Annotated in this window: 25 protein-coding genes; 15 read left to right on the top strand and 10 right to left on the bottom strand. The window is 73.4% G+C overall.

Annotated features, from left to right (window positions below):
* Together AB0L33_RS03200 and mutA are read right to left on the bottom strand one after the other, a co-directional pair.
* Positions 1-524 (bottom strand): methylmalonyl-CoA mutase family protein (locus AB0L33_RS03200; protein WP_365677390.1); only part of this gene is annotated, 524 nt, incomplete at its 3' end.
* A complete protein-coding gene (gene mutA, locus AB0L33_RS03205) occupies positions 524-2,380 on the bottom strand; it encodes a methylmalonyl-CoA mutase small subunit (RefSeq protein WP_365677391.1) in 1,857 nt (618 codons plus the stop codon). The genes AB0L33_RS03200 and mutA, both read right to left, overlap by 1 nt.
* 195 nt (positions 2,381-2,575) lie before the next feature.
* Here mutA and AB0L33_RS03210 point away from each other — a divergent pair, with 195 nt between their 5' ends.
* The 3 genes from AB0L33_RS03210 to AB0L33_RS03220 all read left to right on the top strand — a co-directional run bounded on the left by AB0L33_RS03210 (position 2,576) and on the right by AB0L33_RS03220 (position 4,390).
* Entirely contained in the window at positions 2,576-3,004 is a 429-nt protein-coding gene (locus tag AB0L33_RS03210) for a DUF6325 family protein (protein ID WP_365677392.1), read from the top strand.
* Positions 3,005-3,053: 49 nt separating this feature from the next.
* On the top strand, positions 3,054-3,344 hold the full coding sequence (locus tag AB0L33_RS03215; protein ID WP_365677393.1) for an SHOCT domain-containing protein: 291 nt from the start codon (positions 3,054-3,056) through the stop codon (positions 3,342-3,344).
* 242 nt (positions 3,345-3,586) lie between these two features.
* The gene (locus AB0L33_RS03220; protein ID WP_365677394.1) at positions 3,587-4,390 is read left to right on the top strand and encodes a tyrosine-protein phosphatase; all 804 of its coding nucleotides are present in this window, start codon (positions 3,587-3,589) and stop codon (positions 4,388-4,390) included.
* 76 nt (positions 4,391-4,466) lie between these two features.
* Here the strand turns inward: AB0L33_RS03220 and AB0L33_RS03225 are convergent, their stop codons facing one another.
* Positions 4,467-5,015 (bottom strand): hypothetical protein, encoded by a 549-nt coding sequence (locus AB0L33_RS03225; RefSeq protein ID WP_365677395.1) that lies wholly within the window; start codon positions 5,013-5,015, stop codon positions 4,467-4,469.
* Positions 5,012-5,587, bottom strand: coding sequence for a hypothetical protein (locus tag AB0L33_RS03230; RefSeq protein WP_365677396.1), 576 nt, complete (start codon positions 5,585-5,587; stop codon positions 5,012-5,014). Before AB0L33_RS03230 ends, AB0L33_RS03225 begins: the two co-directional genes overlap by 4 nt.
* 212 nt (positions 5,588-5,799) lie before the next feature.
* Here AB0L33_RS03230 and AB0L33_RS03235 point away from each other — a divergent pair, with 212 nt between their 5' ends.
* Together AB0L33_RS03235 and AB0L33_RS03240 are read left to right on the top strand one after the other, a co-directional pair.
* Positions 5,800-6,204, top strand: a complete 405-nt coding sequence (locus AB0L33_RS03235; RefSeq protein ID WP_365677397.1) for a DUF1992 domain-containing protein — start codon at positions 5,800-5,802, stop codon at positions 6,202-6,204.
* Between the two features lie 45 nt (positions 6,205-6,249).
* Positions 6,250-6,741, top strand: a complete 492-nt coding sequence (locus AB0L33_RS03240) for a GNAT family N-acetyltransferase (protein ID WP_365677398.1) — start codon at positions 6,250-6,252, stop codon at positions 6,739-6,741.
* 9 nt (positions 6,742-6,750) lie between these two features.
* Here the strand turns inward: AB0L33_RS03240 and AB0L33_RS03245 are convergent, their stop codons facing one another.
* Together AB0L33_RS03245 and AB0L33_RS03250 are read right to left on the bottom strand one after the other, a co-directional pair.
* On the bottom strand, positions 6,751-7,569 hold the full coding sequence (locus AB0L33_RS03245; RefSeq protein WP_365677400.1) for a VOC family protein: 819 nt from the start codon (positions 7,567-7,569) through the stop codon (positions 6,751-6,753).
* A gap of 126 nt (positions 7,570-7,695) precedes the next feature.
* Entirely contained in the window at positions 7,696-8,028 is a 333-nt protein-coding gene (locus AB0L33_RS03250; RefSeq protein WP_365677401.1) for a DUF6479 family protein, read from the bottom strand.
* Positions 8,029-8,234: 206 nt separating this feature from the next.
* Between AB0L33_RS03250 and AB0L33_RS03255 the strand changes: the two genes are divergently transcribed.
* From AB0L33_RS03255 to AB0L33_RS03285, 7 genes are all read left to right on the top strand, one after another.
* Positions 8,235-8,627, top strand: a complete 393-nt coding sequence (locus AB0L33_RS03255; protein WP_365677402.1) for a hypothetical protein — start codon at positions 8,235-8,237, stop codon at positions 8,625-8,627.
* 92 nt (positions 8,628-8,719) lie between these two features.
* Complete coding sequence (locus AB0L33_RS03260; RefSeq protein ID WP_365677403.1) at positions 8,720-9,286, top strand: 2Fe-2S iron-sulfur cluster-binding protein; 567 nt, start codon at positions 8,720-8,722, stop codon at positions 9,284-9,286.
* On the top strand, positions 9,283-10,269 hold the full coding sequence (locus AB0L33_RS03265; RefSeq protein WP_365677404.1) for a xanthine dehydrogenase family protein subunit M: 987 nt from the start codon (positions 9,283-9,285) through the stop codon (positions 10,267-10,269). Before AB0L33_RS03260 ends, AB0L33_RS03265 begins: the two co-directional genes overlap by 4 nt.
* Before the next feature lie 18 nt (positions 10,270-10,287).
* Positions 10,288-12,387, top strand: coding sequence for a xanthine dehydrogenase family protein molybdopterin-binding subunit (locus AB0L33_RS03270; protein ID WP_365677405.1), 2,100 nt, complete (start codon positions 10,288-10,290; stop codon positions 12,385-12,387).
* Positions 12,388-12,555: 168 nt separating this feature from the next.
* Complete coding sequence (locus AB0L33_RS03275) at positions 12,556-13,083, top strand: ATP-binding protein (protein ID WP_365677406.1); 528 nt, start codon at positions 12,556-12,558, stop codon at positions 13,081-13,083.
* Positions 13,084-13,260: 177 nt separating this feature from the next.
* Entirely contained in the window at positions 13,261-14,673 is a 1,413-nt protein-coding gene (locus AB0L33_RS03280) for an NADP-dependent succinic semialdehyde dehydrogenase (RefSeq protein ID WP_365677407.1), read from the top strand.
* Between the two features lie 43 nt (positions 14,674-14,716).
* Positions 14,717-17,095: a phosphoketolase family protein gene (locus AB0L33_RS03285; RefSeq protein ID WP_365677408.1), complete on the top strand. Its 2,379-nt coding sequence runs from the start codon at positions 14,717-14,719 to the stop codon at positions 17,093-17,095.
* A 72-nt stretch (positions 17,096-17,167) separates the two neighbouring features.
* Here AB0L33_RS03285 and AB0L33_RS03290 read toward each other — a convergent pair whose 3' ends face one another.
* Positions 17,168-18,283 (bottom strand): chemotaxis protein, encoded by a 1,116-nt coding sequence (locus tag AB0L33_RS03290; RefSeq protein WP_365677409.1) that lies wholly within the window; start codon positions 18,281-18,283, stop codon positions 17,168-17,170.
* Positions 18,284-18,432: 149 nt separating this feature from the next.
* Between AB0L33_RS03290 and AB0L33_RS03295 the strand changes: the two genes are divergently transcribed.
* Positions 18,433-18,999: a hypothetical protein gene (locus AB0L33_RS03295; protein ID WP_365677410.1), complete on the top strand. Its 567-nt coding sequence runs from the start codon at positions 18,433-18,435 to the stop codon at positions 18,997-18,999.
* Between the two features lie 33 nt (positions 19,000-19,032).
* Here AB0L33_RS03295 and AB0L33_RS03300 read toward each other — a convergent pair whose 3' ends face one another.
* Complete coding sequence (locus AB0L33_RS03300) at positions 19,033-19,851, bottom strand: endonuclease (RefSeq protein ID WP_365677411.1); 819 nt, start codon at positions 19,849-19,851, stop codon at positions 19,033-19,035.
* A 248-nt stretch (positions 19,852-20,099) separates the two neighbouring features.
* On the opposite strand from AB0L33_RS03300, the gene AB0L33_RS03305 reads away from it, so the two are divergent.
* Both AB0L33_RS03305 and AB0L33_RS03310 read left to right on the top strand, forming a co-directional pair.
* Positions 20,100-20,300, top strand: a complete 201-nt coding sequence (locus tag AB0L33_RS03305) for a hypothetical protein (RefSeq protein ID WP_365677412.1) — start codon at positions 20,100-20,102, stop codon at positions 20,298-20,300.
* An 84-nt stretch (positions 20,301-20,384) separates the two neighbouring features.
* On the top strand, positions 20,385-21,527 hold the full coding sequence (locus AB0L33_RS03310; protein WP_365677413.1) for a methyltransferase: 1,143 nt from the start codon (positions 20,385-20,387) through the stop codon (positions 21,525-21,527).
* A gap of 76 nt (positions 21,528-21,603) precedes the next feature.
* On the opposite strand, the gene AB0L33_RS03315 is transcribed toward AB0L33_RS03310, so the two are convergent.
* Both AB0L33_RS03315 and AB0L33_RS03320 read right to left on the bottom strand, forming a co-directional pair.
* Positions 21,604-23,040 carry an MFS transporter gene (locus AB0L33_RS03315; RefSeq protein WP_365677414.1) on the bottom strand — a complete coding sequence of 479 codons (1,437 nt, stop codon included), beginning with the start codon at positions 23,038-23,040 and terminating at the stop codon, positions 21,604-21,606.
* Positions 23,037-24,254 (bottom strand): M20 family metallopeptidase, encoded by a 1,218-nt coding sequence (locus tag AB0L33_RS03320; protein WP_365677415.1) that lies wholly within the window; start codon positions 24,252-24,254, stop codon positions 23,037-23,039. The genes AB0L33_RS03315 and AB0L33_RS03320 overlap by 4 nt, the downstream gene beginning before the upstream one ends.
* Positions 24,255-24,310 lie beyond the last annotated feature (56 nt).

Below are 24,310 nucleotides of genomic sequence, written 5' to 3' on the forward strand. Positions count from 1 at the left end.
AGTACGGCGCCGTTCATCGTCATCGACACCGACATCCGGTCCAGCGGGATGCCGTCGAAGAGCTGGCGCATGTCGTAGATCGAGTCGATCGCCACCCCGGCCATGCCGACATCGCCCGTCACCCTCGGGTGATCGCTGTCGTAGCCCCGGTGGGTCGGCAGGTCGAAGGCGACCGACAGGCCCTTCTGACCGGCCGCCAGATTCCGCCGGTAGAACGCGTTGGACTCCTCCGCGGTGGAGAAACCGGCATACTGCCTAATCGTCCAGGGCTGGTTCACGTACATCGTCGGATACGGGCCCCGCAGGTACGGCGCGATCCCCGGGTACGTACCGAGGAAGTCCAGGCCCTCCAGGTCGCGCCCGGTGTACAGCGGCTTGACGCCGATGCCCTCGGGGGTCTCCCACACCAGGTCGCCCACCGAGCTGCCGGAGGACTCCTTGACCGCGGCGCGCCACTGGTCCTCGGTGACCTCGGGGGCGCTGCCCGGCCCGAGCCCGATGTCGGAGAAGTCGGGGATACGCATTACGCCACACCCATCCGGTCGAGAAGGGAAGAGAGCACCGCCACCGCGTCGCAGCCGGCGAAGACGTACTCGTCCACACCGTCGTACGCGCCGGGGCGCCCCGCCAGATACACGCGCCGCGCGCCCGCCGAGACCAGCGCCGCGGCGACCTCCGCCGCCTGTTCGACGTAGAGCGCGTCGCTGGAGCACAGGCACGCCACGTCGGCGCCCGAGGCGGCGAACGCCCCGGCCGCCGAGGAGGCGTCCACCCGCACCGGCTCGTGCACCGGCTCGATGCCGCCCGCCTGGAACAGGTTGGCGGCGAAGGAGACCCGCGCGGTGTGCGCCGCCGCCGGGCCCAGCGCGGCGATGAACACGCGCGGCCTGCTCCCGGTCGCCGCCAGATGAGCGTCCGAGCGGGCGCGCAGCGCCTCGAACGCCTCGTCGCGCCGGACGACCGGAAGGCCGCCCCGCGCCGGGGCCGCCGGGAACGGCTCGCGCTCCACCGGGCGCTCGGCCAGCAGCGGGAACTCGCTCACCCCGGTCACCGGCTCCTTGCGCCGCGCCAGGTCCTTGCTGCGCGCCGCCCAGGTCGCCGCGATCCGCTCCGCGACGAGACCCGAGGCCAGCGCTGCCGCCTGGCCGCCCGCACGCTCGATCTCCTGGAAGAACGACCAGGCCGCCTCGGCGAGTTCGTCGGTCAGCCGCTCCACGTACCAGGAACCGCCCGCCGGGTCGATCACCCGGGCGAGGTGCGACTCCTCCAGGAGAATCGTGGAGGTGTTGCGCGCGATGCGCCGGGCGAACGCGTCGGGCAGGCCCAGCGCGTGATCGAACGGCAGCACGGTCACCGCGTCCGCCCCTCCGACACCCGCGCCCAGGCTTGCCAGCGTGGTCCGCAGCATGTTCACCCACGGATCGCGCCGCGTCATCATGACCGGCGACGTCACCGCGTGCTGCCGCTGCGCCCCGGCGCCCGGTGCCCCGCAGACCTCGGCGACCCGCGCCCACAGCCGGCGCGCCGCCCGCAGCTTGGCGATCGTCAGGAACTGGTCGGCCGTCGCCGCGTAGCGGAACTCCAGCTGGCCCAGGGCCGCTTCGACGCCGAGGCCGGCCTCCGTCAACGCCCGCAGGTAGGCGACGCCCGTGGCCAGCGAGGCGCCCAGCTCCTCGGCCGCCGAACCGCCCGCCTCGTGATACGGCAGCGCGTCCACGACGACCGCGCGCAGCCCGGGATACTCCTCGGAGCACCGCCGCGCCCAGCGGACGGCCTCCGACAGGTCGGGCTCGGTGCCCTCGCGCGCGGCCCGCCCCAGCGGATCGGCGCCGAGGCTGCCCCGCACCTGCTCGGCCGCGACACCGCGCTCGGCGTGCAGCCGCAGCAACTCGGCGGCGGCGTCGTCCAGTTCCGCCCCGGCGTCCAGGACGATCGGCGCCAGGTCGAGCAGGACGCCCTCGAGTGCCCGGCCCAGACCGGACACCGGCACCCCCGCGGTGCCCCCGACGGCCAGCCACAGCGAGGTGACGCCGTTCTCCAGGTCCGCGAGCAGGGCCTCGTTGAGCCGGGCGGGATCGGTGAACGCGTGCCGCTGGCGTACGCCCCAGCCGCCCGCCGTACACCCTTCGGGCTTGCCGCCCCGGGTGAACGGGGCGAAGCCCGGGAGACCGGCGTCGGGCGCGTCGTCGCGCGAGGTGTAGAGGGGCCGGGTGATGAGCCCGTCCTCCACCGTGGTGGACAGTGCTTCCTCGGCGGCCGGTCCCGACGCGTCCTTGCCCGATTTGCGCAGCACACCTTCGACAAGGCTCTGCCACTGCTCGTGGGCGGGCTCGGGGAATCCGGCGGCCAGCGGAAGCCCGTCAGCAGGCTGGACCGTCATGGCCCAGATGCTAGGACAGCTCCCGGGGGAGGAGCAGTGCGTCGGCCTGTGACCTTGCACTCCCCCAGTGCACTTGATCCTTTACGTACTGTCGCGTAGCCGTGCGCCTTGATTTTGCGGGACTTTGTCGCAGTGCGGGGGCTAATGCCCGAAGTTATGCTGCTGCCAATCCATTCATGCGGAGAGGACGCAGCCGTGACCGTGGGACCAGTGGAATACCTCGTCGTCGCGTTTCCCGGTAGTCGGTTCACGGGCGCCATCGCGCCCGCGCTGGCCGACGCGGTCGCCTCGAAGGCGGTGCGCATCCTGGACCTGACCTTCGTGCAGAGGTCCGAGGACGGCACCATCCAGGCCGTCGAACTGGACGATCTCGACCCGGACGACCTGGTCTCCTTCGAGCCGGTCGAGGGCGAGGTCAGCGGCATGCTCAGCAGCGAGGACATCCGGCTGCTCGGCGAACGCGTGCCGCCGGGGAGCTCGGCGGCCCTGATCGTCTGGGAGGACCTGTGGGCCGTCCCGCTGGCCGAGGCCGTCCGCGCGTCGGGCGGGCAGGTCATCGCCCACGAACGGATTCCCGCCGAGGTCGCCGAGGCCGCCGCCTCCGCCGCCGGCCACGAGAGCTGAGCCCGTACCGGAAGGGGAACACGCCATGCCGATCTTCCGAGGACCCGGAATGAACCGCCGCGGACCCGGCCTCATCGGGGCCGCCGCGCGCACCGCCGTCATCGCCGGCACCGCGTCCGCCGTCACCGGGCGCGTCCAGCAGCACCAGCAGAACAAGTTCGCCGAGCAGGAGGCGGAGCAGTACGCCGCGCAGCAGCCGGTGCAGCCCGCCCCACAGCCGGCCGCTCCGCCGGGCGAGGACATGATCGGGCAGCTGGAACGGCTGGCCGCGCTGAAGCAGCAGGGCATCCTGACCGAGGCCGAGTTCGAGGCCCAGAAGGCGCGGCTGCTCGCCGGGTGAGAAAGGGGGTACGGGGCGTCAGCCCGTAACCCCTTCCGCCTGCGCGCACGACGGCGACGCCCGGCCGGCGACCACCGCGAACGGTGCGTGCCGGGAGCCGTTCCGCGCGGCTCCCGGCTGCCCTCGCGGCCGTTCGATGATCCCCGGCGTTTTACTTTGTCGATGTGACGACATCATGCGACTTTTGATCCGGCCAGGCCGAAATCATTTCGGATGCGCGCCGGGAAAAGAGGAAATCCATCGTGCAAACCGTCAGGGCCGTCCCGACCGTTTCCGCCCTCAATCTGCGCGATCTCGGCGGCATCACGCTGGGCCCGGGCCGGCACGTCCGGCCGGGAGTGGTCCTGCGCTCCGGCCGGCTCGGCGGACTGGACCCCGTGGACGCGGCGGCCGTGGCCGCGCTCGGCATCCGCACGGTCGTCGACCTGCGCACGGCGGACGAGCGGGGCTCGGCCCCGGACTCACTGCCGCCCGGCGCCCGGCTCTTCGTCGCCGACGTGCTGGGCGACAACCCGGGCGTGACTCCCGCCCGGTTCCGCGCGCTGCTCGCCGACCCCGTCGAGGCCGAACGGCTGCTGGGCAACGGCAAGGCGGAGGAAGCGGTCGCGCGATCGTACCGGCAGCTGGTGCTCTCGCCGGGGGCCGCGGCCGCCTACCGCGCCTTCATCGACACGGCCGCCGATCCCGCCGCGCGGCCGGTCCTCTTCCACTGCGCCACCGGCAAGGACCGGGCCGGCTGGGGGGCCGCCCTGCTGCTCCTGATCCTCGGCGCCTCGCGCGATGTCGTGCGGCAGGAGTTCCTCGCGGTGAACCCGGTGCTGCGGGTCGTCGGACGGCCCTACGTGCAGGGCTTCCTCGACGCCGGCGGCGACCCGGACATCGCCTCGGCCATCATCGAGGTCCGCCCCCGCTATCTCGAAACGGCCCTGGCCGCCATGGACGAGCGCTGGGGCGGCCTGGACGGCTACGTACGCGACTGCCTGCGCGTGCCCGGCCCCACGCTGCGCCGGCTGCGCAGCGAACTGGTCGTCTACACCGGCCAGTAGCGCGCGGCTCCCTCTCCGGACAGCACGCTGCCCCGGCACGCTCGGTGCCGGGGCAGCGGTCGTCCCAGTACTTGTGTCAGACCTTCAGGAGCCGTTCCGTGAGGTCGCGGTAGTGCTGGAGCGTGATCCGCAGCTCCTCGGTCCGCGCCCCGGGGTCGCCCCCGTCCCCCTCGCCGACGTGCAGGGAGCCGCGGCGCTCCTTGAGCGCGCTGGTGAGTCCCGCGACCACGGCGTCGAACGTGGACTCGGCCTCCCGCACCGCCCGGTGCGGGCTCTCCACGAAATCGGTCACCGCCTGGTGCAGCCGGTGGGCCAACTGGTCCTGTTCCCCCGCCGGGAGCAGGCGGTCGGCGCCGTGAGCGGTGTGCGCCCGGCCGTCGCGGTCCGGCGTGTGCGGCCGTTCCGTGACGCCCGTGTCCCTGTTCCCGTCCTTGCGTCCGAGGTCCTTCTCGGCGAGCGGGACCGGGGCGGCCGCCGGGGGAGCGGGGGGCGCCGTCCGGGGCGGACGGGCCGAGGCGTCGTCGGAGAAGTACGGGGAGCCGCCCGGGGCGGACCGGTCGTCGGGGGCCGGACGGCCCGTGGGCGCGGCGGGGGGCCGGGGGGTGGAGCCGGTGTCCTTGGTCATGCCGTACCACTTCCTTCCGCGTGGTGCTTGTCCCGGCGGACCGGGCGGTCCGTGCCGTTGGATACGAGGACGTCGAAGAGGCCCCGGGCCTCGACCAGCGCCGTCCGCAGCTGCTCCGTGTCGCCCTCGCCGCGCTTGGCGGCGTGCACGCGCCGATAGCCCTGGACCTGCTCGGCGTGGTGGACGGAGAGCGCGTCGCTCTGCTCCTCGAAGTCCTTGCCGTCGGGGAAGCCCATGTCCCGGGCCAGCTCCGCGAGGAGCGCGTCGGCCTCGGCCACCGCCTGCTGCGGCGAGTCCACGAACCGGTCCTGGACCCGCGCCCAGCGGGCGAGGTAGCGCTCGCGCTCCTCGGGCGTCAGCGCGCGCTCGTCCAGCGAGCCGTGCCGCTTCAGCCGTTCGTTCAGTTCGTGTTCGGCGGCCTTGGTGTCGCCGTCGTGCCGGGCCACGACACGCTCGTACTCCGGTCCGAAACGCCGCCGCAGTCCATGGCCGCCGTTCCTCCGGCCGAGGACGAGGAACGCTCCGGCGGCCACCACCACGACGACCGCGAGGATGATCACGAGGGTCGTCATCGTCACCACCCCCGGCGGCAGTCGGTCCGCGGGTCACTGTGTTCCACTCCCACCACCCCTTCGGGTTCGCTGCCCGGCGTGCCTTCCGGCCGGGCGTGACGCTCGTCTACCCCGGCGAACGCCTTCGAGACGCGCCGCGTCCGATTTCCGTCGCGGGGCCCCTCGGTAGGGTGGGGAGAGCCGCCACAGGCGTACACCGAGAGGGGATCACGGTGACCGAGCGCAAGCCCGCGGGTGTCAGCTTCGAATCATGGGTGGACCAGCAGATCCGGGAGTCCGAACGGAAGGGCGACATCTCGAAACTGCCCGGGTTCGGCAAGCCGATCGACGCGCTGAGCGCCCCGTACGACGAGGCGTGGTGGATCAAGTCGAAGATGCAGCGCGAAGGGGTGTCGGTGCTGCCGCCGGCGCTGGCGCTGCGCAAGGAGGCCGAGGACGTCGTCGCCGGGCTGCCGGAGATCCGGACCGAGGCGGAGGTCCGCCGGGTGCTGGACGAGGTGAACGAGAAGATCCGCGCGGCCGTGCGCAGGCCGCCGCCGGGCCCGCTGCTGAATCTGCGCCCCTTCGACGTGGACGCCCTGGTGGCGGAGTGGCGCACCGGGCGCGCCGCCCGCTGAAGGGCCCGGGGCCGCCCACCGACGGGGATGCGTAATACTCGCCCCATGAGATCAAGTGTTACGCCGACGGGCCGCCGGGCATCCGGCGGCCCGGTCCGCGTCAGGCGGGCGACCGCGCGCGACGCCAGACGCCTCACCCGGCTGGTCCGGTCCTCGCGCGCCTACGAGGGCCCCTACGCGCCGATGGTCGCCGGGTACCGGGTGGGGCCGGACTACATCGAGGCCCACGAGGTCTTCGTGGCGGTGCAGGAGGCGACGGAACGTGTGCTCGGCTTCTACGCGCTCGTCCTGGACCCGCCCGAGCTGGACCTGCTCTTCGTCGCGGACGACGCCCAGGGCACCGGCACCGGACGGCTGCTGATCGGCCACCTGCGGGCGGAGGCGGAGGCGCGAGGGCTGCCCGGTGTCCGCGTCGTGTCGCATCCGCCGGCGGAGGGGTTCTACCTGACCATGGGCGCCCGGCGGACCGGCACCGTACGGGCCGCGCCGCCCGCGGTGATGTGGGACCGGCCCGAACTGCTCCTGCCGGTCGCCTGAGCCACGCCCTCAGCCCTTCGCCGCGCGGTGCGCGTCCGTGACGGTGAAGAGCCCGCCGTCCGGGTCCAGGAGCGTCGCCTCCCGGCCCTCGGCGCCCGACAGCTCCTCCACCAGGGAGCCCCCGTGCTCGCGGGCCCGCTCCACGGCGAGGGTCACGTCGTCCACCGGGAAGTTCACCTGCCAGTGCGGGCGGACCAGCGGATCGGGGGCGGCCTCGACCGCGCCGGAGCTGATCCGGGCCAGCTGACGGCCTCCGCACTGGACGATCACCTCGTCCCTCGCGTACGACACCTCGCAGGCCCCCGGCTCCCCGCTCGCCCAGTCCAGCACCTCGCCGTAGAAGATCGCGGCGTCGAAGGCGCTCCGGGTGCGCAGCCGCAGCCAGGCGTGCGCGTGGCCGTCCGGGGCGGGCGGCGACGTCGCCGGTGCGGTCCGCTCCCAGATGCCGAACCCGGCCCCGTCCCGGTCGGCGGCCAGCGCGCCGCGCCCCTTGCCGAGCGACAGCGGACCCACCGCCACCGTGCCGCTGCGCTCCCGGATGCGGGAGGCGGCCACATCGGCATTCCGGACGGCGAAGTAGGGCGTCCAGGCCACCGCGACCCGGAAGGCGGTGGCCACGGCCCCGATGCCGGCGACCGGCACATCGCCGCGGCGGGCCACCGCGAAGTCGTCGCCGAGCCGGCCCGGGCGGAAGCTCCAGCCCATCACCGGGCCGTAGAACTTCTGGGCGGACTCGAGATCGCGGGTCATCAGATTGACCCAGCAGGGAGCGGCGGACCCGGTCAGGGCCGCACGCGCGGGCGCCGTGCCGGAGGTGCTTGGGGTCATGGTGCCACTGCCTTCATGGGGGACGCGGCGGATGTGCCGACGGGCTTCGGGACCGTCACCCAGCCTCGCCGGGGGCGGCCGCTCCCGCAAACGCGACGCCGCCGCCCGCGCCCCCTCCGGGCCGGGTCAGTCGCGCTTGTCGTCGTCCTCGTGGCGGATCGGCTCGTTCCCGTGCTCACCGAGCTCGTAGGGAGACAGGCCGCGGCCGTCCGCCGGGAAGCGGTCGTCACCGTGGACGTCCGGCTTCTCCTCGTGGCTGCGGTGCTCGGGGCCGACCGGCTGCTCGTCCGGCCGGGGCGGGGGCAGTTCCTGGTCGTGCCGCCGCTTGCCCAGCAGGAAGGCGCCGATCAGCATGATCACCAGGAGCACGCCGATCACGCCCATCACGACGCCCGTCGCGCCGCGTCCGTCCGCGAGAGTGACCGCCAGGGAATTAAGGGCTCCATCCGAAACGTCCATGCTTGCCGCATACCCCAGGACACAGGCGTCACTCGGTCCGGCGATCGAATTCATGTTTTAAGTGGATATGGGCGCCGAAAATGTTTCGAGGGTGTGAGCCCGGGCCGCACCGGGCACGCGGGGGAGTCCCGGGCCGCTCCTGTCGCCGCCGCCCGCGCGCGGGGTCAGCCTGGTTATGACGGCAATGCTCTTCGGAAGGAGCCGCGGTGAACAGCGCACAGGACAAGCGACAGGCCCCGGAGGACCACCACGACCAGGAGGTGTCGGTCGTCCTCAGCGAGTGCCCGGAGGAGGACGCGCGCACCGTCTTCGACGTGCTGAGGGCCGCCTTCACCACCGACCGCTCCTCCGCCGACGTGCCCCACGAGACCGAGGGCAGGCGGCCCACGGCGTGGGCGGCGACCGTGGACGTGTCCGAGGCCCGGGTGGTCTCGGGGTCCGTGACCCTCGGCGTCCCCGTCACGCTCGATGTGCAGGGCGGCTACCACGCGGTGGACCGGCTCAGGGCCGGGCTGGCCGACGCCTTCGCCGTCCGGGTGGTGGGCACGGTGTCGGGGGACCAGGAGGAGGAAGTGCGGCTGCGCCTGGAGAACAAGTAGGCCGAACGCCGCGTGCGGGGCCGCGAAGGACCGGAGGCGCCGCCGCATCTGGTAGAAATCGGACAAAGTGACCTCGTCGAAAGGTGTCGCGCGTGGACCCGGCCAGTTCGTGGGAAGGCGGCGCCGCAGAGGCGCCCGGCGACCTCCCCTCCGCCACCCTGACCCTGCACATCAACGGCACCGAGCGCACCGTCACCCTCGACCACCGCACCACCCTCCTCGACGCCCTGCGCCACCACCTGGACCTCACCGGGGCGAAGAAGGGCTGCGACCACGGCCAGTGCGGCGCCTGCACCGTCCTCGTGGACGGCCGCCGCGCCAACAGCTGTCTCCTGCTGGCCGTCGCCCACGACGGCTCGCGCATCACCACGGTCGAGGGCCTGGCGGACGGCGACCGGCTGCACCCGCTCCAGGAGGCGTTCCTGGAACGCGACGCCTTCCAGTGCGGCTACTGCACACCGGGCCAGCTCTGCTCCGCGGCCGGCGTCCTCGCCGAGGCCGGCCAGGGCCACCCCTCACACGTCACCCCGCACGACGCACCCGTCGCCACCCCCGCCCGGCTCGGCCCGGAGGAGATCCGGGAGCGGATGAGCGGCAACCTCTGCCGGTGCGGCGCCTACCCGCGCATCGTCGAGGCCATCGAGGACGTGGCGTCGTGAAACCCTTCGCCTATCTGCGGGCCGAGACCGTCACCGACGCGGTGCGCGCCTGCGCCGCCCACCCGGGTGCCAAGTTCCTCGGCGGCGGGACCAACCTGGTCGACCTGATGAAGCTCGGGGTGGAGACCCCCGGCATGCTGGTCGACGTCAGCCGGCTGCCGCTGGACCACATCGCGGACACCGCCGACGGGGGCCTGCGCATCGGCGCCACCGTACGCAACAGCGACCTGGCCGCCCACCCCGTCGTACGCACCCGCTACCCCGCCCTTTCGCAGGCGCTGCTGGCCGGCGCGTCCGGGCAGCTCCGCAACGTCGCGACCACCGGCGGCAACCTCCTCCAGCGCACCCGCTGCCCCTACTTCCAGGACACGTCCAAGCCCTGCAACAAGCGCGAACCCGGCACCGGCTGCCCCGCCATCGAGGGCAGCCACCGCGACCTCGCCGTCATCGGGCACTCCGAGGAGTGCGTCGCCACCCACCCCTCGGACATGGCCGTGGCCCTCGCCGCACTCGACGCGGACGTGGTGCTGCACGGGCCGGAGGGCGAACGGACCGTCGCGGTGACCGACTTCCACCGGCTGCCCGGCGACAACCCCGACGCCGACACGGTCGTCCGGCCCGGCGAACTCGTCACCGACGTCCTGCTGCCGCCCCTGGCCGACGGCACCGTCAGCCTCTACCGCAAGGCCCGCGACCGCGCCTCGTACGCCTTCGCCCTGGCCTCCGTCGCCGCCGTCCTGTGCGTACGCGACGGACACGTCGAGCACGCGGCCCTGGCGTTCGGCGGGCTCGCCCACCGCCCCTGGCGGGCCCGTGCGGCCGAGGAGATCCTGCGCGGCGCACCCGCCACCGACGCGACCTTCCTGCGGGCCGCCGACGCCGAGCTGGCTGGGGCCCGCCCGCTGCGCGACAACGCGTTCAAGGTGCGCCTGGCCCGGCACCTGGCCGTCGACGCCCTCGCCGAACTCACCGCCCGCACCTGAAGAGCCGAGGAACCCGCCATGAGCCACGCCCGCCAGCCGCTCGGCGCGCCCGCCGTCCGCCGCGAGGGCCGCGCCAAGGTGACCGGCACCGCGCGCTACGCCGCCGAACGCGGCCTGCCCGGCTGCCTGTACGCCTGGCCGGTGCCCGCCTCCGTGCCGTCCGGCCGGGTTACCGCCGTCCGCACCGTCGACGCCCTCGCCCAGCCCGGCGTCCACAGCGTCCTCACCCACGACAACGCGCCCCGCCTGGCCGAGCCGGACGACCCGATCCTCGCCGTCCTCCAGGACGACCGGGTGCCCCACCGGGGCTGGCCCGTCGCGCTCGTCGTCGCCGACAGCCTCGCCAGCGCCCGGGCCGGCGCGGCCGCCCTGCACATCACCTACGAGACGACCCCGCACGACGCTGTGCTCACCGAGGACCACGCGGGGCTCTACACCCCGGAACAGGCCAACGGCGGCTACCCCGCGGTCCGTGAACGCGGCGACTTCGACCGGGCGTTCACGGAATCGCCCGTACGCGTCGACGTGACGTACACCCTGGAGCCGCTGCACAACCACCCCATGGAACCGCACGCCTCGACCGCCCACTGGTCGCCGGCCGGGCACCTCACCGTGTACGACTCCAGCCAGGGCGCCACCAAGGTGCGCGACAGCCTCGCCGCCGCCTTCGGCATCGGGGCCGACCGGGTCACCGCCGTATCCGAGCACGTCGGCGGCGGCTTCGGCTCCAAGGGCACCCCGCGCCCGCAGGCCGTGCTCGCCGCGATGGCCGCCCTGCACACCGGCCGGCCCGTCGAACTCGCCCTGCCCAGGCGGCAGATGCCCGCGCTCGTCGGTCACCGCGCACCCACCGTGCAGCGCGTCAGGCTCGGCGCCGGGGCGGACGGCACGCTCACCTCGGTCGCCCAGGAGATCATCACCCACACGTCCCGGATCAAGGAGTTCGTGGAGCAGGCCGCCGTGCCCGCCCGCGTCATGTACGGCTCGCCGCACAGCCGCACCACGCACCGGGTCGCCGCCCTCGACGTGCCCACCCCGTCGTGGATGCGCGCCCCGGGCGAGGCCCCCGGCATGTACGCCCTGGAGTCCGCGATGGACGAACTCGCGGTGGAAATCGGCATCGACCCCGTCGAGCTGCGGCTGCGCAACGACCCGGCCGACGAACCCGACTCCGGCAAGCCGTTCAGCAGCCGGGGGCTGGCCGCCTGTCTGCGCGAGGGCGCCGAACGCTTCGGCTGGCGGGACCGCGACCCCGCCCCCGGCGTCCGCCGCGAGGGCGCCCTGCTCCTCGGCACGGGCGTCGCCTCGGCCACGTACCCCGTCTACGCCAGTGCGAGCCACGCCTCCGCGCACGCGGCGCCCGACGGCACCTACCGCATCGCCGTCAACGCCACGGACATCGGCACCGGCGCCCGTACCGTCCTCGCCCAGATCGCCGCCGAGGCGCTGGGCGCACCGCTCGACGACGTGGCCATCGACATCGGGGACAGCGACCTGCCCGACGCCCCGCTGGCCGGCGGCTCGTCCGGCACCGCCTCCTGGGGGTGGGCCGTGCACAAGGCCGCCTCCGGGCTCGCGGAAGAGCTCGCCGCGCGCAACGGGCCGCTGCCCGCCGAAGGGGTGACCGTCGCCGCCGACACCACCGAGGAGACCGCGGAGACCTCCCCGTACGCCCGCCACGCCTTCGGGGCGCACTTCGCCGAGGTCGCTGTCGACACCCGCACCTGCGAGGTCCGGGTGCGCCGGATGCTCGGCGTCTTCGCGGCCGGCCGCATCCTCAACCCCCGTACCGCGCGCTCCCAGTTCACCGGCGGCATGACCATGGGCATCGGGATGGCCCTGACCGAGGGCTCCACCCTGGACCCGGTCTACGGCGACTTCACCGAGTGCGACCTCGCCTCCTACCACGTCCCCGTCTGCGCCGACGTGGCCGCCGTCGACGCGCACTGGATCGAGGAGGACGACCCCCACCTCAACCCGATGGGCAGCAAGGGCATCGGCGAGATCGGCATCGTCGGCGCCGCCGCGGCCGTCGGGAACGCCTTCCGGCACGCGACCGGAGTCCGGCTGCGCACGCTTCCCCTCACACCCGATCGGGTGCTCACCCACCTGGCCTGACGCGAAAGCGCCGGTCACGCCGGGTGCCCGGCCCGATATGTTGCGCGACCGGCCCAGCCGGGTCACCCTGTGGAGTGACCCAGAAGAGACATCTGCTCACTCTTCGTATTCGGGGGTCGTTGGTTCAACGAGGCGAAGTCGTGGGCCTCGATGTGAGGAGCCTCGACGATGACCGTTCCACTCGACCGGCACTATCTGGTCGAACTCCAGGTGTCCGCAGAGCGTGTGGACCAGCTGCGACGCATAGTCGCGGCCCACCTGCGCCACTGGAGTCTCGAACTCCACGTACGGCCCGTGTGCCGTGCCGTGGAGGAGCTGCTGACCAATGTCCACCGGCACGTCGGTGACGACAACCGCTGCGTCGTCGAACTCCGGTGGTCCGGGCGGCACCTCACGGTCTCCGTCGCCGACAACGGCTCCGAGATGCCGCGGCTGCTCCACGAGGGCGGCGGCCTGAGCCGGGTCATGGCCCTCAGCGACAGCTGGGGCACCTGCCGGACCGCGGACGGCAAGGTCGTCTGGTTCACCCGGTACGCCCAGGAGCCCCAGCACATCGAGCTGGTGCCGCTGCCGCCGCTGCCCGGTGTCCGCGAGTCCCGCCGCCCGCCGGCCGCGGTCGCGGAGATCCCCGAGCCGGTCCCGGCCGCGGCCGACGAGACCGTCCCGGTCCCCGACGCCGCCCCGGCGCTCGTCTGAGACGCACGCCCCAGCCCCACCGCAGGCCCCCGTCCGGCGCGGATCGCATGTCCCGAGCATGCATGATCCGCGCCGGACGGGTATGCGGTGGCGGGGGCCGCACCCGGGCACGGCCCGCGTTGCGGGCGGGCCCGCCGCGCGGCACGGTCGAAGTACCGAGGCAAGGAGGCCACAGTCATGCCCATCGCGACGGTCAATCCCGCGAACGGCGAGACGCTCAGGACGTTCGACGCGCTGGAGGACGACGAGATCGAGCAGCGGATCGCCGCGGCCGACACCGCCTTCCGCGCCTACCGCACCACCACGTTCGCCGAACGGGCCCGGCTGCTCAACCGGGCCGCCGACCTCCTGGACGAGGACCAGCAGGACATCGCCCGCACCATGACCCTGGAGATGGGCAAACCCGTCAAGGCCGCCCGCGCCGAGGCCGCGAAGTGCGCCAAGGCCATGCGCTGGTACGCCGCGCGCGCCGAGGAACTGCTCGCCGACGAGCACCCCGCGGCCGCCGATGTGGAGGACTCCGGCGCGGTACGCGCGTACGTCCGCTACCGGCCGCTCGGCCCGGTCCTCGCCGTGATGCCGTGGAACTTCCCGCTGTGGCAGGTCGTGCGCTTCGCGGCCCCCGCCCTGATGGCCGGCAACACGGGCCTGCTGAAGCACGCGTCGAACGTGCCGCAGACCGCGCTGTACCTCGGTGACCTCTTCCACCGCGCCGGCTTCCCGGCCGGCTGCTTCCAGACCCTGCTGGTCGGCTCCAAGGCCGTCGAGGGCATTCTGCGCGACCGCCGGGTGGCCGCCGCGACGCTCACCGGCAGCGAACCGGCCGGCCGCTCCGTCGCGGCCATCGCCGGTGACGAGATCAAGCACACCGTCCTCGAACTCGGCGGCAGCGACCCCTACCTGGTCCTTCCCTCGGCGGACGTGGCCAAGGCCGCCCGCACCGCCGTCACCGCCCGCGCCCAGAACAACGGCCAGTCGTGCATCGCCGCCAAGCGGTTCATCGTGCACACCGAGGTGTACGAGGAGTTCGCCGAGCGCTTCACCGTCGGCATGCGCGAGCTGACCGTGGGCGACCCGCTGGAGGAGTCCACCGACGTCGGGCCGATCGCCATGGAGCAGGGCCGCGCGGACCTGGCGGAGCTGGTGGACGACGCGGTGAACAGGGGCGCCGAGACGCTGTGCGGCGGCGGACGCCCCGAGGGCCTGAGCGGCGGCCTGGAGAACGGCTGGTTCTACGCGCCCACCGTCCTCGCCGGCATCACACCCGAGATGCGCGTCCACCGCGAGGAGACCTTCGGCCCGGTCGCCACGCTCTACCGCGTGGACAGCCTGGACCAGGCCGTCGAGGTCGCCAACGACACGTCCTTCGGGCTCAGTTCCAACGTCTGGACCCGCGACGCCGACGAGGCCGAACGCTGCGTCCGGGACCTCCAGGCCGGCGGCGTCTTCTTCAACGGCATGACCGCATCCCACCCCGCGCTGCCCTTCGGCGGAGTGAAGCGCTCGGGCTACGGGCGCGAGCTCGCCGGACACGGCATCCGTGAGTTCTGCAACGCCACCACCGTCTGGTACGGCGCCGAGCCCCGGTGACCGTACGCGCGACGCCCCCGACCGGCCCCGCTGAGAGGTGACCATGAGCGACGCCCCACCGCCGTCCGGCCCGTCCGACCAGGAGCTCGACGCGCTGGACGCGCACTGGCGGGCCGCCAACTACCTGGCCGTCGGGCAGATCTACCTGATGGACAACCCCCTGCTGACCCGGCCCCTCGCCCCCGAGCACATCAAACCCAGGCTGCTCGGACACTGGGGCACCTCACCCGGCCTCAACCTCGTGTACACCCACCTCAACCGCCTCATCGGGGCGCGCGGAACACCGGCGCTGTGCATCTGGGGCCCCGGCCACGGCGGCCCCGCCGTCCTCGCCGGTTCCTGGCTGGAGGGCAGCTACTCGGAGGCGTACCCGGACGTCAGCAGGGACGCCGAGGGCATGGGCCGGCTGTTCAAGCAGTTCTCGTTCCCCGGCGGAGTCCCCAGCCACGTCGCCCCCGAGACCCCCGGCTCCATCCACGAGGGCGGCGAACTCGGCTACTCCCTCGCCCACGCCTACGGTGCCGCACTCGACCACCCCGAACTGCTGGTCACCTGCGTCATCGGCGACGGCGAGGCGGAGACCGGACCGCTCGCCGGTTCCTGGCACGCCAACAAGTTCCTCGATCCGGTCCACGACGGGGCCGTCCTGCCGGTGCTCCACCTCAACGGCTACAAGATCGCCAACCCCACGGTCCTCGCCCGCCTGCCGCACACCGAGCTCGACGCCCTGCTGCGCGGCTACGGACACGACCCCCTGTACGTGGAGGGCGACGAACCGCGCGCCGTGCACCGGGCGATGGCCCTCGCGATGGACCGCGCCGCCGACCGCATCGCGGAGATCCAGACCGCCGCCCGCACAGACGGCGAGACGGACCGGCCGCGGTGGCCGATGATCGTGCTGCGCACTCCGAAGGGCTGGACCGGGCCCGCCGACGTCGACGGGCTGCCCGTCGAAGGCACCTGGCGTGCCCACCAGGTCCCGCTGCCCGGCGTCCGCGACAACCCGGACCACCTGCGCCAGCTGGAGGCGTGGCTGCGGTCGTACCGGCCGGACGAGCTCTTCGACGCCGAGGGCCGCCCGACCGAACAGGTGCTGGCCTGCGTCCCCGAGGGCGCCGCCCGCCTCGGCGCCACCCCGTACGCCAACGGCGGCCTGCTCCTGCGCGATCTGCCCGTCCCGGACCTCGACGGATTCGCCGTCCCCGTGGACCGGCCGGGCACCACGCTCCGCGAGCCCACCCGCGTACTCGGCGGTCTCCTCGAAGCGGTGATGGCGGCGACGGCGCACCGCAGGGACTTCCGTCTCGTCGGTCCCGACGAGACGGCGTCCAACCGGCTCGACGCCGTCTACGAGGCCAGCGGCAAGGCATGGCAGGCCCGCACCCTCCCGACCGACGAGCACCTGGCGCGGGACGGCCGGGTCATGGAGGTCCTGTCCGAGCACCTGTGCCAGGGCTGGCTGGAGGGCTATCTGCTGACCGGGCGGCACGGGCTGTTCTCCTGCTACGAGGCGTTCGCGCACATCGTGGACTCGATGGTCAACCAGCACATCAAGTGGCTGCGCACGTCGCGCCGCCTCGCCTGGCGCCGCCCCATCGCCTCGCTCAACTATCTGCTCACCTCGCACGTCTGGCGCCAGGACCACAACGGCTTCTCGCACCAGGACCCGGGGTTCGTGGACCACATCCTCAACAAGAGCCCCGAAGTCGTACGCGTCTACCTGCCGCCCGACGCCAACACCCTGCTCTCGGTCGCCGACCACGCCCTGCGCAGCCGGGACTACGTCAACGTCATCGTGGCCGGCAAGCAGCCCGGCTTCGACTGGCTCACCCTCGACCAGGCCCGGGTGCACTGCGCGCGCGGCGCCGGGCTCTGGGAGTGGGCGGGCACGGAGGACGGCAGCCGCGAGCCCGACGTCGTCCTCGCCTGCGCCGGTGACGTACCCACGCTGGAGACCCTGGCGGCCGCCCAGCTGCTGCGGCGCCATCTGCCGGAGCTCGCCGTGCGGGTGGTCAACGTGGTCGACATGGCCCGGCTCATGCCGCACTCCGAGCACCCGCACGGCATGACGGACTCCGAGTACGACGCGCTGTTCACCCGGGGCAGGCCGGTCATCTTCGCGTACCACGGCTACCCGTGGCTGATCCACCGGCTGGCCTACCGTCGCACCGGCCACAGCGAGCTGCATGTGCGCGGCTACAAGGAGGAGGGCACGACCACCACCCCCTTCGACATGGTCGTCCGCAACGACCTCGACCGCTACCGGCTGGTCATGGACGTCATCGACCGGGTCCCCGGCCTGGGCGTGCGGGCCGTGGCGGTGCGTCAGGAGATGGCGGACACCCGGACCCGCCACCACGCCTGGATCCGCGAACACGGCACCGACCTGCCCGAGGTCGCCGACTGGTCCTGGGAGGGCTGACCCGCCCCAGGCCGTACGCCGAGGGCCCGGACGGGAATCCCGGTCCGGGCCCTCGGCGTGTGCCGCGGGAACTCAGAAGCGCAGTTCGGCCGCGATCCGGCCGTGCCCCTTGAGCGAGTCGTCCGCGACGAAGAACACCTCCGCGCCGCTGTCCAGCGCCGCCTCGACCAGCTCGTCCACGATGTCCTCGCGGACGCTCGCGTCGGTCGGGTCCACCACGTCGTCGGTCACCGGCTTCAGGTGCTCCTGGTCGACCCGTACCGTCTGCTGGTAGTGCTCCTCCACGGCCACCAGACCGGCGCGGCCCTCGCGCACCGCGGCCCACACCTCGTCCAGGCCGCCGGCGAACGCCTTGCGGCCGCGCGCCGAGTCCAGCCGTCCGTCGATCTCCTTCGCGAAGTGCGCGCGCCGGGCGTCCAGGGCCGGGCGCAGCTCGGTGAGCAGGTCGCGGGGCGCGTTGTCGGCCGGCGCGCCCTTGGTGACCCGGCCGACCGCGTCCTTCGCGCACTCGCTGACCTCGTCGAAGAGGGCGAGGGCCGGTGCGATGCCCACCAGGTACAGCGGGCGGGGATCGGTGGCCAGGACGGCGCGCAGCTTCTCGTCCACCGTGCGCAGGAAGTTACGGGTGTCCTCGCTGGCGAAGTTGCTCGCGGTGTCCCCGATCCGTTCCATGCGCTGCGGGTTGAACTCCTCGCGCGGGGCGGCCAGCGGGAAGCCGCCGGCGTGGGCCTCCTGCGCGGACTCGGTGGTGCCGCTGAAGAGGGCGGCGTGGTCGGCGGCCACGGTCAGCGCCCAGAAGGGGCGGGCCTGCGCCTTCGCGGCGACCAGGTTGCGGGTGAGGTAGCTGTCGCTCAGCACCACCCGTTCGGGTGTGGTGCGCGGCAGCCGCCAGATCTGGTACTCGTCGGCGGTGGCGAGCAGGACGAGCGCGTCCAGGGCCCGGCGCTGGTCGAGTTCGCCGAGCGCGCGGTCGAGCTGCTGCTTGATCGCGGCGCACGCCTCCCGGCCGACCTCCGGATCGGCATCCAGCCGGTTGTGGGCCTCGGACAGCAGGTTGCGCAGGCGTACGGCGTCCTGCGCGTTGTCCGGGGCGCGCCGGTGGGTCGGCATGGTCAGGGACAGGGCCGGATAGGGCCTGGTCCGGCGGAGCTCCTGCAGCAGGCCGGCGGTCAGGGCGTCCGTGTCCATCAGTTCCCTCCCGGGGAATCGCGCACTGCGTGCGGAGCGGGTGATTCAACGAGTCAATTCATACCTTTTGATCCTAATATGGGCGAGTTGGTCATTCCGGGTGCGGGAAGCGCTGCTTCCTCGTGCCCGCTTCAGTGGACGGAGCGTTTGTGAACCGGACCGGTCCCGCGCACAGCCCCTTCCGAGGCCGCGCCATCCGCAGCCTGACTCCCGCCGCACTCGTCGCGGTGCTCGTCGCCGGGGCGGCAGCCTGCGGCGACTCCGACACGTCGTCGGCCGGTACGGCCAGGAGCACCCGCACGATCTCCGCCGAACCGACGGCGAGCCCGAGCGCGACCCGTAGCGAGCGCACCCAGGACGAGTTCGCCGCCTCGGTGTCCGCCGACGTCGAGCGCAACCGGCAGAAGGCCGTGGCGACCCTCAAGGGTGTCGACGGCAAGGGCAACGCGATGGACGACGTCTCCGTCAACGGCATCGCGGTCCGGCCGGGGGAGCGGTTCCGCAGCGCGCTGGTGCGCGTGACCAACGGGAGCGACAAGCCGGCGTTCTTCGCCGTGCGCGTCGAGTTCGTGGACGCGTCGGGCAAGGTGCTGGACTCCGTGGTGCTCGGCTTCCCGGACGCGCCGACCGACAAGACCGTCAGCCAGCACGCCAACAGCCGCAAGGCCGCCGGCGTCAAGTCGTTCCCCTGGATCGCCCAGGCGGAGCGGAGCTGACGGCCGGCGGCCGGAGTCAGGGACGCGCGGTCCTCACCAGATGGCCTCCACCCACTCGGGGTGGTCCACGAACGGGTTCCGGTTGTGTTGGTAGTCCTCGTATATGACGTCGTTGCGCCGCTTCTCGAAGGCGTCCGGCGGGTCCTGCTCGCTCCAGGCCTTGAGCACGGAGAGCCGGCCGATGTGCGGTGAGGAACCGTTGGACACGCTGTCGTTGGGTTCCAGGTCGGGGAACGCGTCGTCGCCCTCGTAGCGCACGGCCATGTAGAGGATCATCCGCGCCACGTCGCCCTTGACCGCGTCGCGCGGTTCGAAGGAGTCGGAGTCGGTGTAGTTGCCCGGGGCGTCGCTCAGCTCCGTACCGCCGTTGTCGAAGTCCTTGTTGCCGCGGGTGGAGTTGACCTGGACGTCGGACGGACGGAGGTGGTGGATGTCGGTGCCCGGACCGGTGGCCGTGCCGAAGTCGCCGTGGGACTTGGCCCAGACGTGCTCGCGGTTCCACTGGCCGACGCTGCCGCCGTTGTTGCTCTTCGGTTCGGAGCGCCCGGTGTACAGCTCGATGATGTTCGAGGAGTCGGCCGGGTCCTCGTCGGTGTCCTTCAGGGCGTCCCAGACCTGGCTGTAGGTGAGCTTGCTCTGGTCGCTGATGATCGTGTGCAGGGCGCTCTTCAGTGCGGCGCCGGTCTTTCCGGTCGCGTCCTCGTAGTACGTGTCGTCCAGCGCCGAGAGCGCGGAGGCGGCGGTGGGCGGTGGCGTCGCGACGGGTGCGGCGGCGGCCGTGCCGCTGAACAGGGCCAGTGCGGCGAGCGCGGCCGGCAGTGCGTGGCGGGCGGGAAGGTGACGACGGGACATGTGGGGTGTCCTCTCCGGGAATACGCGCGCCGCGGCGCCGTCACGGGGTGGGGGACGGCTCCGCGGTGGTCGTGTCCGCTATGTGTACGCGGGAGCCTTCCATGCGGACCGTCACGATGTGTGAACCCCGCGTATCTATCATGTGCAGGTCAAGTGAGGGCCCGGAACCCGTTCCGGGACCCCGCCCCGGTCTCGGATGCGGGAGCGCCGGGGGCGGGCGAGAATGACGGGAAGGACAAGGAGGCGGCATGAGCGACGAGTCCGATTCCGTATCCAGCACCCGGGGCCTGACTCCGGACGACCTCTTGCACACCGGCGCCACCGACAACCCGTCCGCGGAGGACCTGGTGCTCGCGTCGGGCCGGGACCTGACCCCGGAGAACCTCAAGTGGGCGGAGCGCACCCTGGCCAGGGAGGGCCGGGCGGCCATCGACAAGCGACTGCCGTAGACAGCGGTACGGCGCGGCGGCCCCTGCCGTCGCGCCCCTCGCGGGTTCGGGTGCCGGGCGCCGCTCGGTTAGCCTGAACGCACAATGAACCGTTTGACGACGTCAGAGGGCGGTTACGACCTCGCCCGCTTCCCCGAGGACCCCCGCGACCCGTTCCGTGCCTGGGATGCGGCCGACGCCTATCTGCTCCAGCACCTGGAGGACGCGGTCGACGTCTCGGGCCACGTCGTCGTGACCGGCGACCGCTGGGGGGCCCTGAGCACGGTCCTGGCCGCGCACCGCCCCGTACAGATCAGCGACTCCTACCTCGGGCAGCGCGCCACCGCCGCGAACCTGGAGCGGAACGGGCTGCCCGCCGATTCGGTGCGCCTCCTGTCCCCGCGCGACACCCCGCCGGACCGCGTCGACGTGCTGCTCGTACGCGTCCCGAAGAGCCTGGCGCTCCTGGAGGACCAGCTCCACCGCATCGCGCCCGCCGTGCACGCCGGGACCGTCGTCATCGGCACCGGGATGGTCAAGGAGATCCACACCTCCACGCTCAGTCTCTTCGAGCGCCTCATCGGCCCGACCCGGACCTCCCTCGCCGTCCGCAAGGCGCGGCTCATCCACTGCACCCCGGACCCCGCCCTGCCCCGCACCCCCAGCCCCTGGCCACTGCGTTACGAGCTGCCGCCGGACGCGGGGGCCGCCGCCGGGCGCACCGTGACCAACCACGCCGGGATCTTCTGCGCCGACCGGCTCGACATCGGCACCCGCTTCTTCCTCAAGCACCTGCCGGACCGCAGCGGGCCCGACCGCGTCGTGGACCTCGGCTGCGGCAACGGCGTGCTCGGCCTCGCCGCCGCCCTCGCCAACCCCGACGCCACCCTCACCTTCATCGACGAGTCGTACCAGGCCGTCGCCTCGGCCGAGGCCACCTTCCGCGACAACACCGCGCCCGACGCCCCGGCGCGCTTCGTCGTCGGGGACGGTCTGGCCGGAGCCGAACCCGGGAGCGTGGACCTCGTCCTCAACAACCCGCCGTTCCACTCCCACCAGGCCACCACCGACGCGACCGCCCGGGCCATGTTCCACGGGGCGCGGCGCGCGCTGCGCCCGGGCGGCGAGCTCTGGGTGGTCGCCAACCGGCACCTGGGCCACCACACCACCCTGCGGCGCGTCTTCGGCAACTGCGAGACGGTGGCGGGCGACCCGAAGTTCGTCGTCCTGCGCGCGGTCAGGCGCTGAGGGCCGCCCACCCCGGAAGCGGCTCCCGGGCCGAGGACGGTGCGTCGGCCATCCTCGTGGTACGGCAGGGCTTCCGTCAGTCCGCCGCCCCGCGCCGCGCGGCCGCCGCCGCCATGGCCGCACCCGCGGAGAGCAGCGCGCACAGCAGCCAGACCGCGACGTACCCGGACTCGCTCGCCGCCTCCTGGGTGTCGGAGACGGTGCTCCCGGTCTCGGGCGCCGGGGTCGCCAGGATGACGGCGATGACCGCTCCGGCGACCGCCCCGCCCAGGGTCTTGACGTTGTTGTACAGCGCCGTGGTGATCCCCGTACGGGAGGGTGCGCCGGCCTCCGCGATCACCGTGGGCAGCGCGCCGAGCGCCACGCCGATCCCGGCACCGGCGAGCACCTTGGCCGCCACCAGCTGCCAGAGCGCCGTGTGGAACGCGGCGGTGGACAGGAAGCTCACGCCGATCAGGGCGAACGAGGCGATCAGGGCGGGGCGGTAGCCGACGCGCCGAGCGACGTGGGCGGTCAGGGAGGAGCCCACGACGGCGGCCACCCCGGCGGGCAGGGCGATCAGCGAGATGGCGAGGGCGGAGAGCCCGAAGCCGTAGCCGGTCCGCTCCGGGTCCGCCGCGAGGAACGTCGAGTCCGGAGCCAGGCTGCCGAAGTACACGACGCCGAACGCCGCCGCGCACAGGAAGTACGGGGCGACGCTGCGGTCGGCCAGCGCCCGCAGGTCCACCAGCGGATCGGGCACCCGCAGCTCGCGCACCGCCCAGACCGCGCCCGCCAGCAGGGCGAGCGGCACCGGGACCAGCACCGCGCCGGAGAGCAGGGGGCCGGTCTTCGCCGCGGAGATCCCCGCCAGCAGCAGGAGCACCGCCAGGCTCAGCAGGCCCACGCCCGGCCAGTCGAGCCGGGCGCCCGGCGTCCGGGTGGACTCCGGGATCGCGAGGAACGAGACCGGGACGCAGAGCAGGGCCAGCACGGCCGGGAGGAGCAGGGTGATCCGGACATCGCCGGTCGCCTTGTGCGCCAGGCCCATGACCACCCCGCCGAGCAGCGTGCCGAGGGTGAGCGCGCCGACCAGGCGCGCGATGGCTCCGCGGGCGCGTTCGACGGAGAGCCGGTCGCGTACGAGAGCGATCTCCAGCGGCAGCAGGGCGGCGAGCGGGCCCAGCAGCACCCGGCCGGCCAGCAGCACGGGCAGCGAAGGGGCGAAGGCCACGAGCAGCGAGCCGACGGCGACGCACACCAGCGAGACCCGCAGCATCCGGCGGTGCCCGTACACGTCACCGAGTCGGCCGAAGGCGGGCACCGAGACGGCGGCGGCGAGCAGTTGGGCGGCGACCACCCAGTTGAGGTCGGCGTCCGCGATCCCCAGCTCCGTGCCGATGTCCGGCAGCAGCGGGGCGATCCCGCCCTGAAGGAATCCGCTGGTCAGCTCGAAGAGGACGAGCAGGCCCACGACCGCGCCGACGGACACGGTCTCCGTGGGGGCGGATCTGCTGGACTCGGTCGTGCTCATGACGGCTGCTCCGTGCGTTCGGCCGCCTCCTGGAGGCGCCGCGCCGCGAGCCCGGCCAGCAGGGCGGCGGCGTCCGCCACCGCTCGGTCGTCGTAGACCGCCTGCGCGGAGTGGTTCATGGGCGCGGCCGACGGATCGAGGCCGGGCGGGCACGCGCCGAGGCCCACGTAGGCGCCCGGCACCTCGTGCAGCACGTACGAGAAGTCCTCGGAGCCGGCCATCGGGCGCGGTGCCTCGAAGACCTGCGCGGCACCGAGGACCTCGCGTGCGGTGCGCAGCGCGAACGCGGCCTCGGCGGCGTCGTTGACGGTGACCGGGTAGCCCTCGCGGTAGTCGGTCCCGGCGGTCAGGCCGTGCGCGTCGGCGATCCCCCGCACGGTCCGTTCCAGGGCGGCCCGGACCCGGGCGCGGGTCTCCTCGGAGAACGTCCTGATGGTGGCGGTGAACTCGGCGGTCCCCGGGATGACGTTGCCGGCCGAACCGGCGTGCAGCGAGCCCACCGTGATCACGGCCGGGTCGAAGATGTCGACGGTGCGCGTGACCAGGGTCTGGAGCGCGGTGACCATCTCGCAGACGGCCGGGACCGGGTCCTTCGCCAGGTGCGGCGACGATCCGTGGCCCCCTGCGCCCACGACGCGGACGGTGACCTCGTCGGAGGCGGCGAGCATCGGGCCGGGCCGTACGGCCGCGGTGCCGACGGGCAGCACCGCGGAGGTGACGTGGAGCGCGTACGCGGCGACGACCCGGGTCCCGGCCGCGTCGAGCACGCCCTCCTCGATCATCAGCCGGGCGCCGCCCATGCCCTCCTCGCCCGGCTGGAACATGAACACCACGTCGCCCGCCAGCTCCTCGCGCCGCCCGGCCAGCAGGCGCGCCGCCCCCACCAGCCCGGCGGTGTGCACGTCGTGGCCGCAGGCGTGCATCCGACCGGGCACCTCGGAGGCGTACGGCACACCGCTGTCCTCCCGCACGGGCAGCGCGTCCATGTCTCCGCGCAGCAGTACGGCGGGGCCGGGCCGGCCACCGCGCAGCACGGCGGTCACCGAGCTGAGCTGCCGGCCGGTCGTGATCTCCAGGGGCAGTCCGGACAGGGCGTCCAGAACGGCACGCTGGGTGCGGGGGAGGTCGAGGCCGAGCTCGGGCTGCCGGTGCAGCTCGTGGCGCAGCCGGACCAGGGAGTCTTCGACGGAGAGGGCGTCAGTGCGTGCGAACATGCCTGGTATGGTGCCGATCCGGCCGTTCGGGGCGCGCGTGATGCCGGTATCCTCCG

It is taken from the genome of Streptomyces sp. NPDC052299, assembly GCF_040679335.1.
Taxonomy (GTDB): domain Bacteria; phylum Actinomycetota; class Actinomycetes; order Streptomycetales; family Streptomycetaceae; genus Streptomyces.

What these genes read in the sequence shown, in the direction of transcription:
- AB0L33_RS03300 (WP_365677411.1), bottom strand. Translation starts at nt 19,851, where the DNA reads ATGTCCCGTCGTCACCTTCCCGCCCGCCACGCACTGCCGGCCGCGCTC.
- AB0L33_RS03245 (WP_365677400.1), bottom strand. Translation starts at nt 7,569, where the DNA reads ATGACCCCAAGCACCTCCGGCACGGCGCCCGCGCGTGCGGCCCTGACC.
- AB0L33_RS03270 (WP_365677405.1), top strand. Translation starts at nt 10,288, where the DNA reads ATGAGCCACGCCCGCCAGCCGCTCGGCGCGCCCGCCGTCCGCCGCGAG.
- AB0L33_RS03320 (WP_365677415.1), bottom strand. Translation starts at nt 24,254, where the DNA reads ATGTTCGCACGCACTGACGCCCTCTCCGTCGAAGACTCCCTGGTCCGG.
- AB0L33_RS03290 (WP_365677409.1), bottom strand. Translation starts at nt 18,283, where the DNA reads ATGGACACGGACGCCCTGACCGCCGGCCTGCTGCAGGAGCTCCGCCGG.
- AB0L33_RS03240 (WP_365677398.1), top strand. Translation starts at nt 6,250, where the DNA reads ATGAGATCAAGTGTTACGCCGACGGGCCGCCGGGCATCCGGCGGCCCG.
- AB0L33_RS03250 (WP_365677401.1), bottom strand. Translation starts at nt 8,028, where the DNA reads ATGGACGTTTCGGATGGAGCCCTTAATTCCCTGGCGGTCACTCTCGCG.
- AB0L33_RS03215 (WP_365677393.1), top strand. Translation starts at nt 3,054, where the DNA reads ATGAACCGCCGCGGACCCGGCCTCATCGGGGCCGCCGCGCGCACCGCC.
- AB0L33_RS03275 (WP_365677406.1), top strand. Translation starts at nt 12,556, where the DNA reads ATGACCGTTCCACTCGACCGGCACTATCTGGTCGAACTCCAGGTGTCC.
- AB0L33_RS03280 (WP_365677407.1), top strand. Translation starts at nt 13,261, where the DNA reads ATGCCCATCGCGACGGTCAATCCCGCGAACGGCGAGACGCTCAGGACG.
- AB0L33_RS03315 (WP_365677414.1), bottom strand. Translation starts at nt 23,040, where the DNA reads ATGAGCACGACCGAGTCCAGCAGATCCGCCCCCACGGAGACCGTGTCC.
- AB0L33_RS03285 (WP_365677408.1), top strand. Translation starts at nt 14,717, where the DNA reads ATGAGCGACGCCCCACCGCCGTCCGGCCCGTCCGACCAGGAGCTCGAC.
- AB0L33_RS03305 (WP_365677412.1), top strand. Translation starts at nt 20,100, where the DNA reads ATGAGCGACGAGTCCGATTCCGTATCCAGCACCCGGGGCCTGACTCCG.
- AB0L33_RS03310 (WP_365677413.1), top strand. Translation starts at nt 20,385, where the DNA reads ATGAACCGTTTGACGACGTCAGAGGGCGGTTACGACCTCGCCCGCTTC.
- mutA (WP_365677391.1), bottom strand. Translation starts at nt 2,380, where the DNA reads ATGACGGTCCAGCCTGCTGACGGGCTTCCGCTGGCCGCCGGATTCCCC.
- AB0L33_RS03225 (WP_365677395.1), bottom strand. Translation starts at nt 5,015, where the DNA reads ATGACCAAGGACACCGGCTCCACCCCCCGGCCCCCCGCCGCGCCCACG.
- AB0L33_RS03230 (WP_365677396.1), bottom strand. Translation starts at nt 5,587, where the DNA reads ATGACGACCCTCGTGATCATCCTCGCGGTCGTCGTGGTGGTGGCCGCC.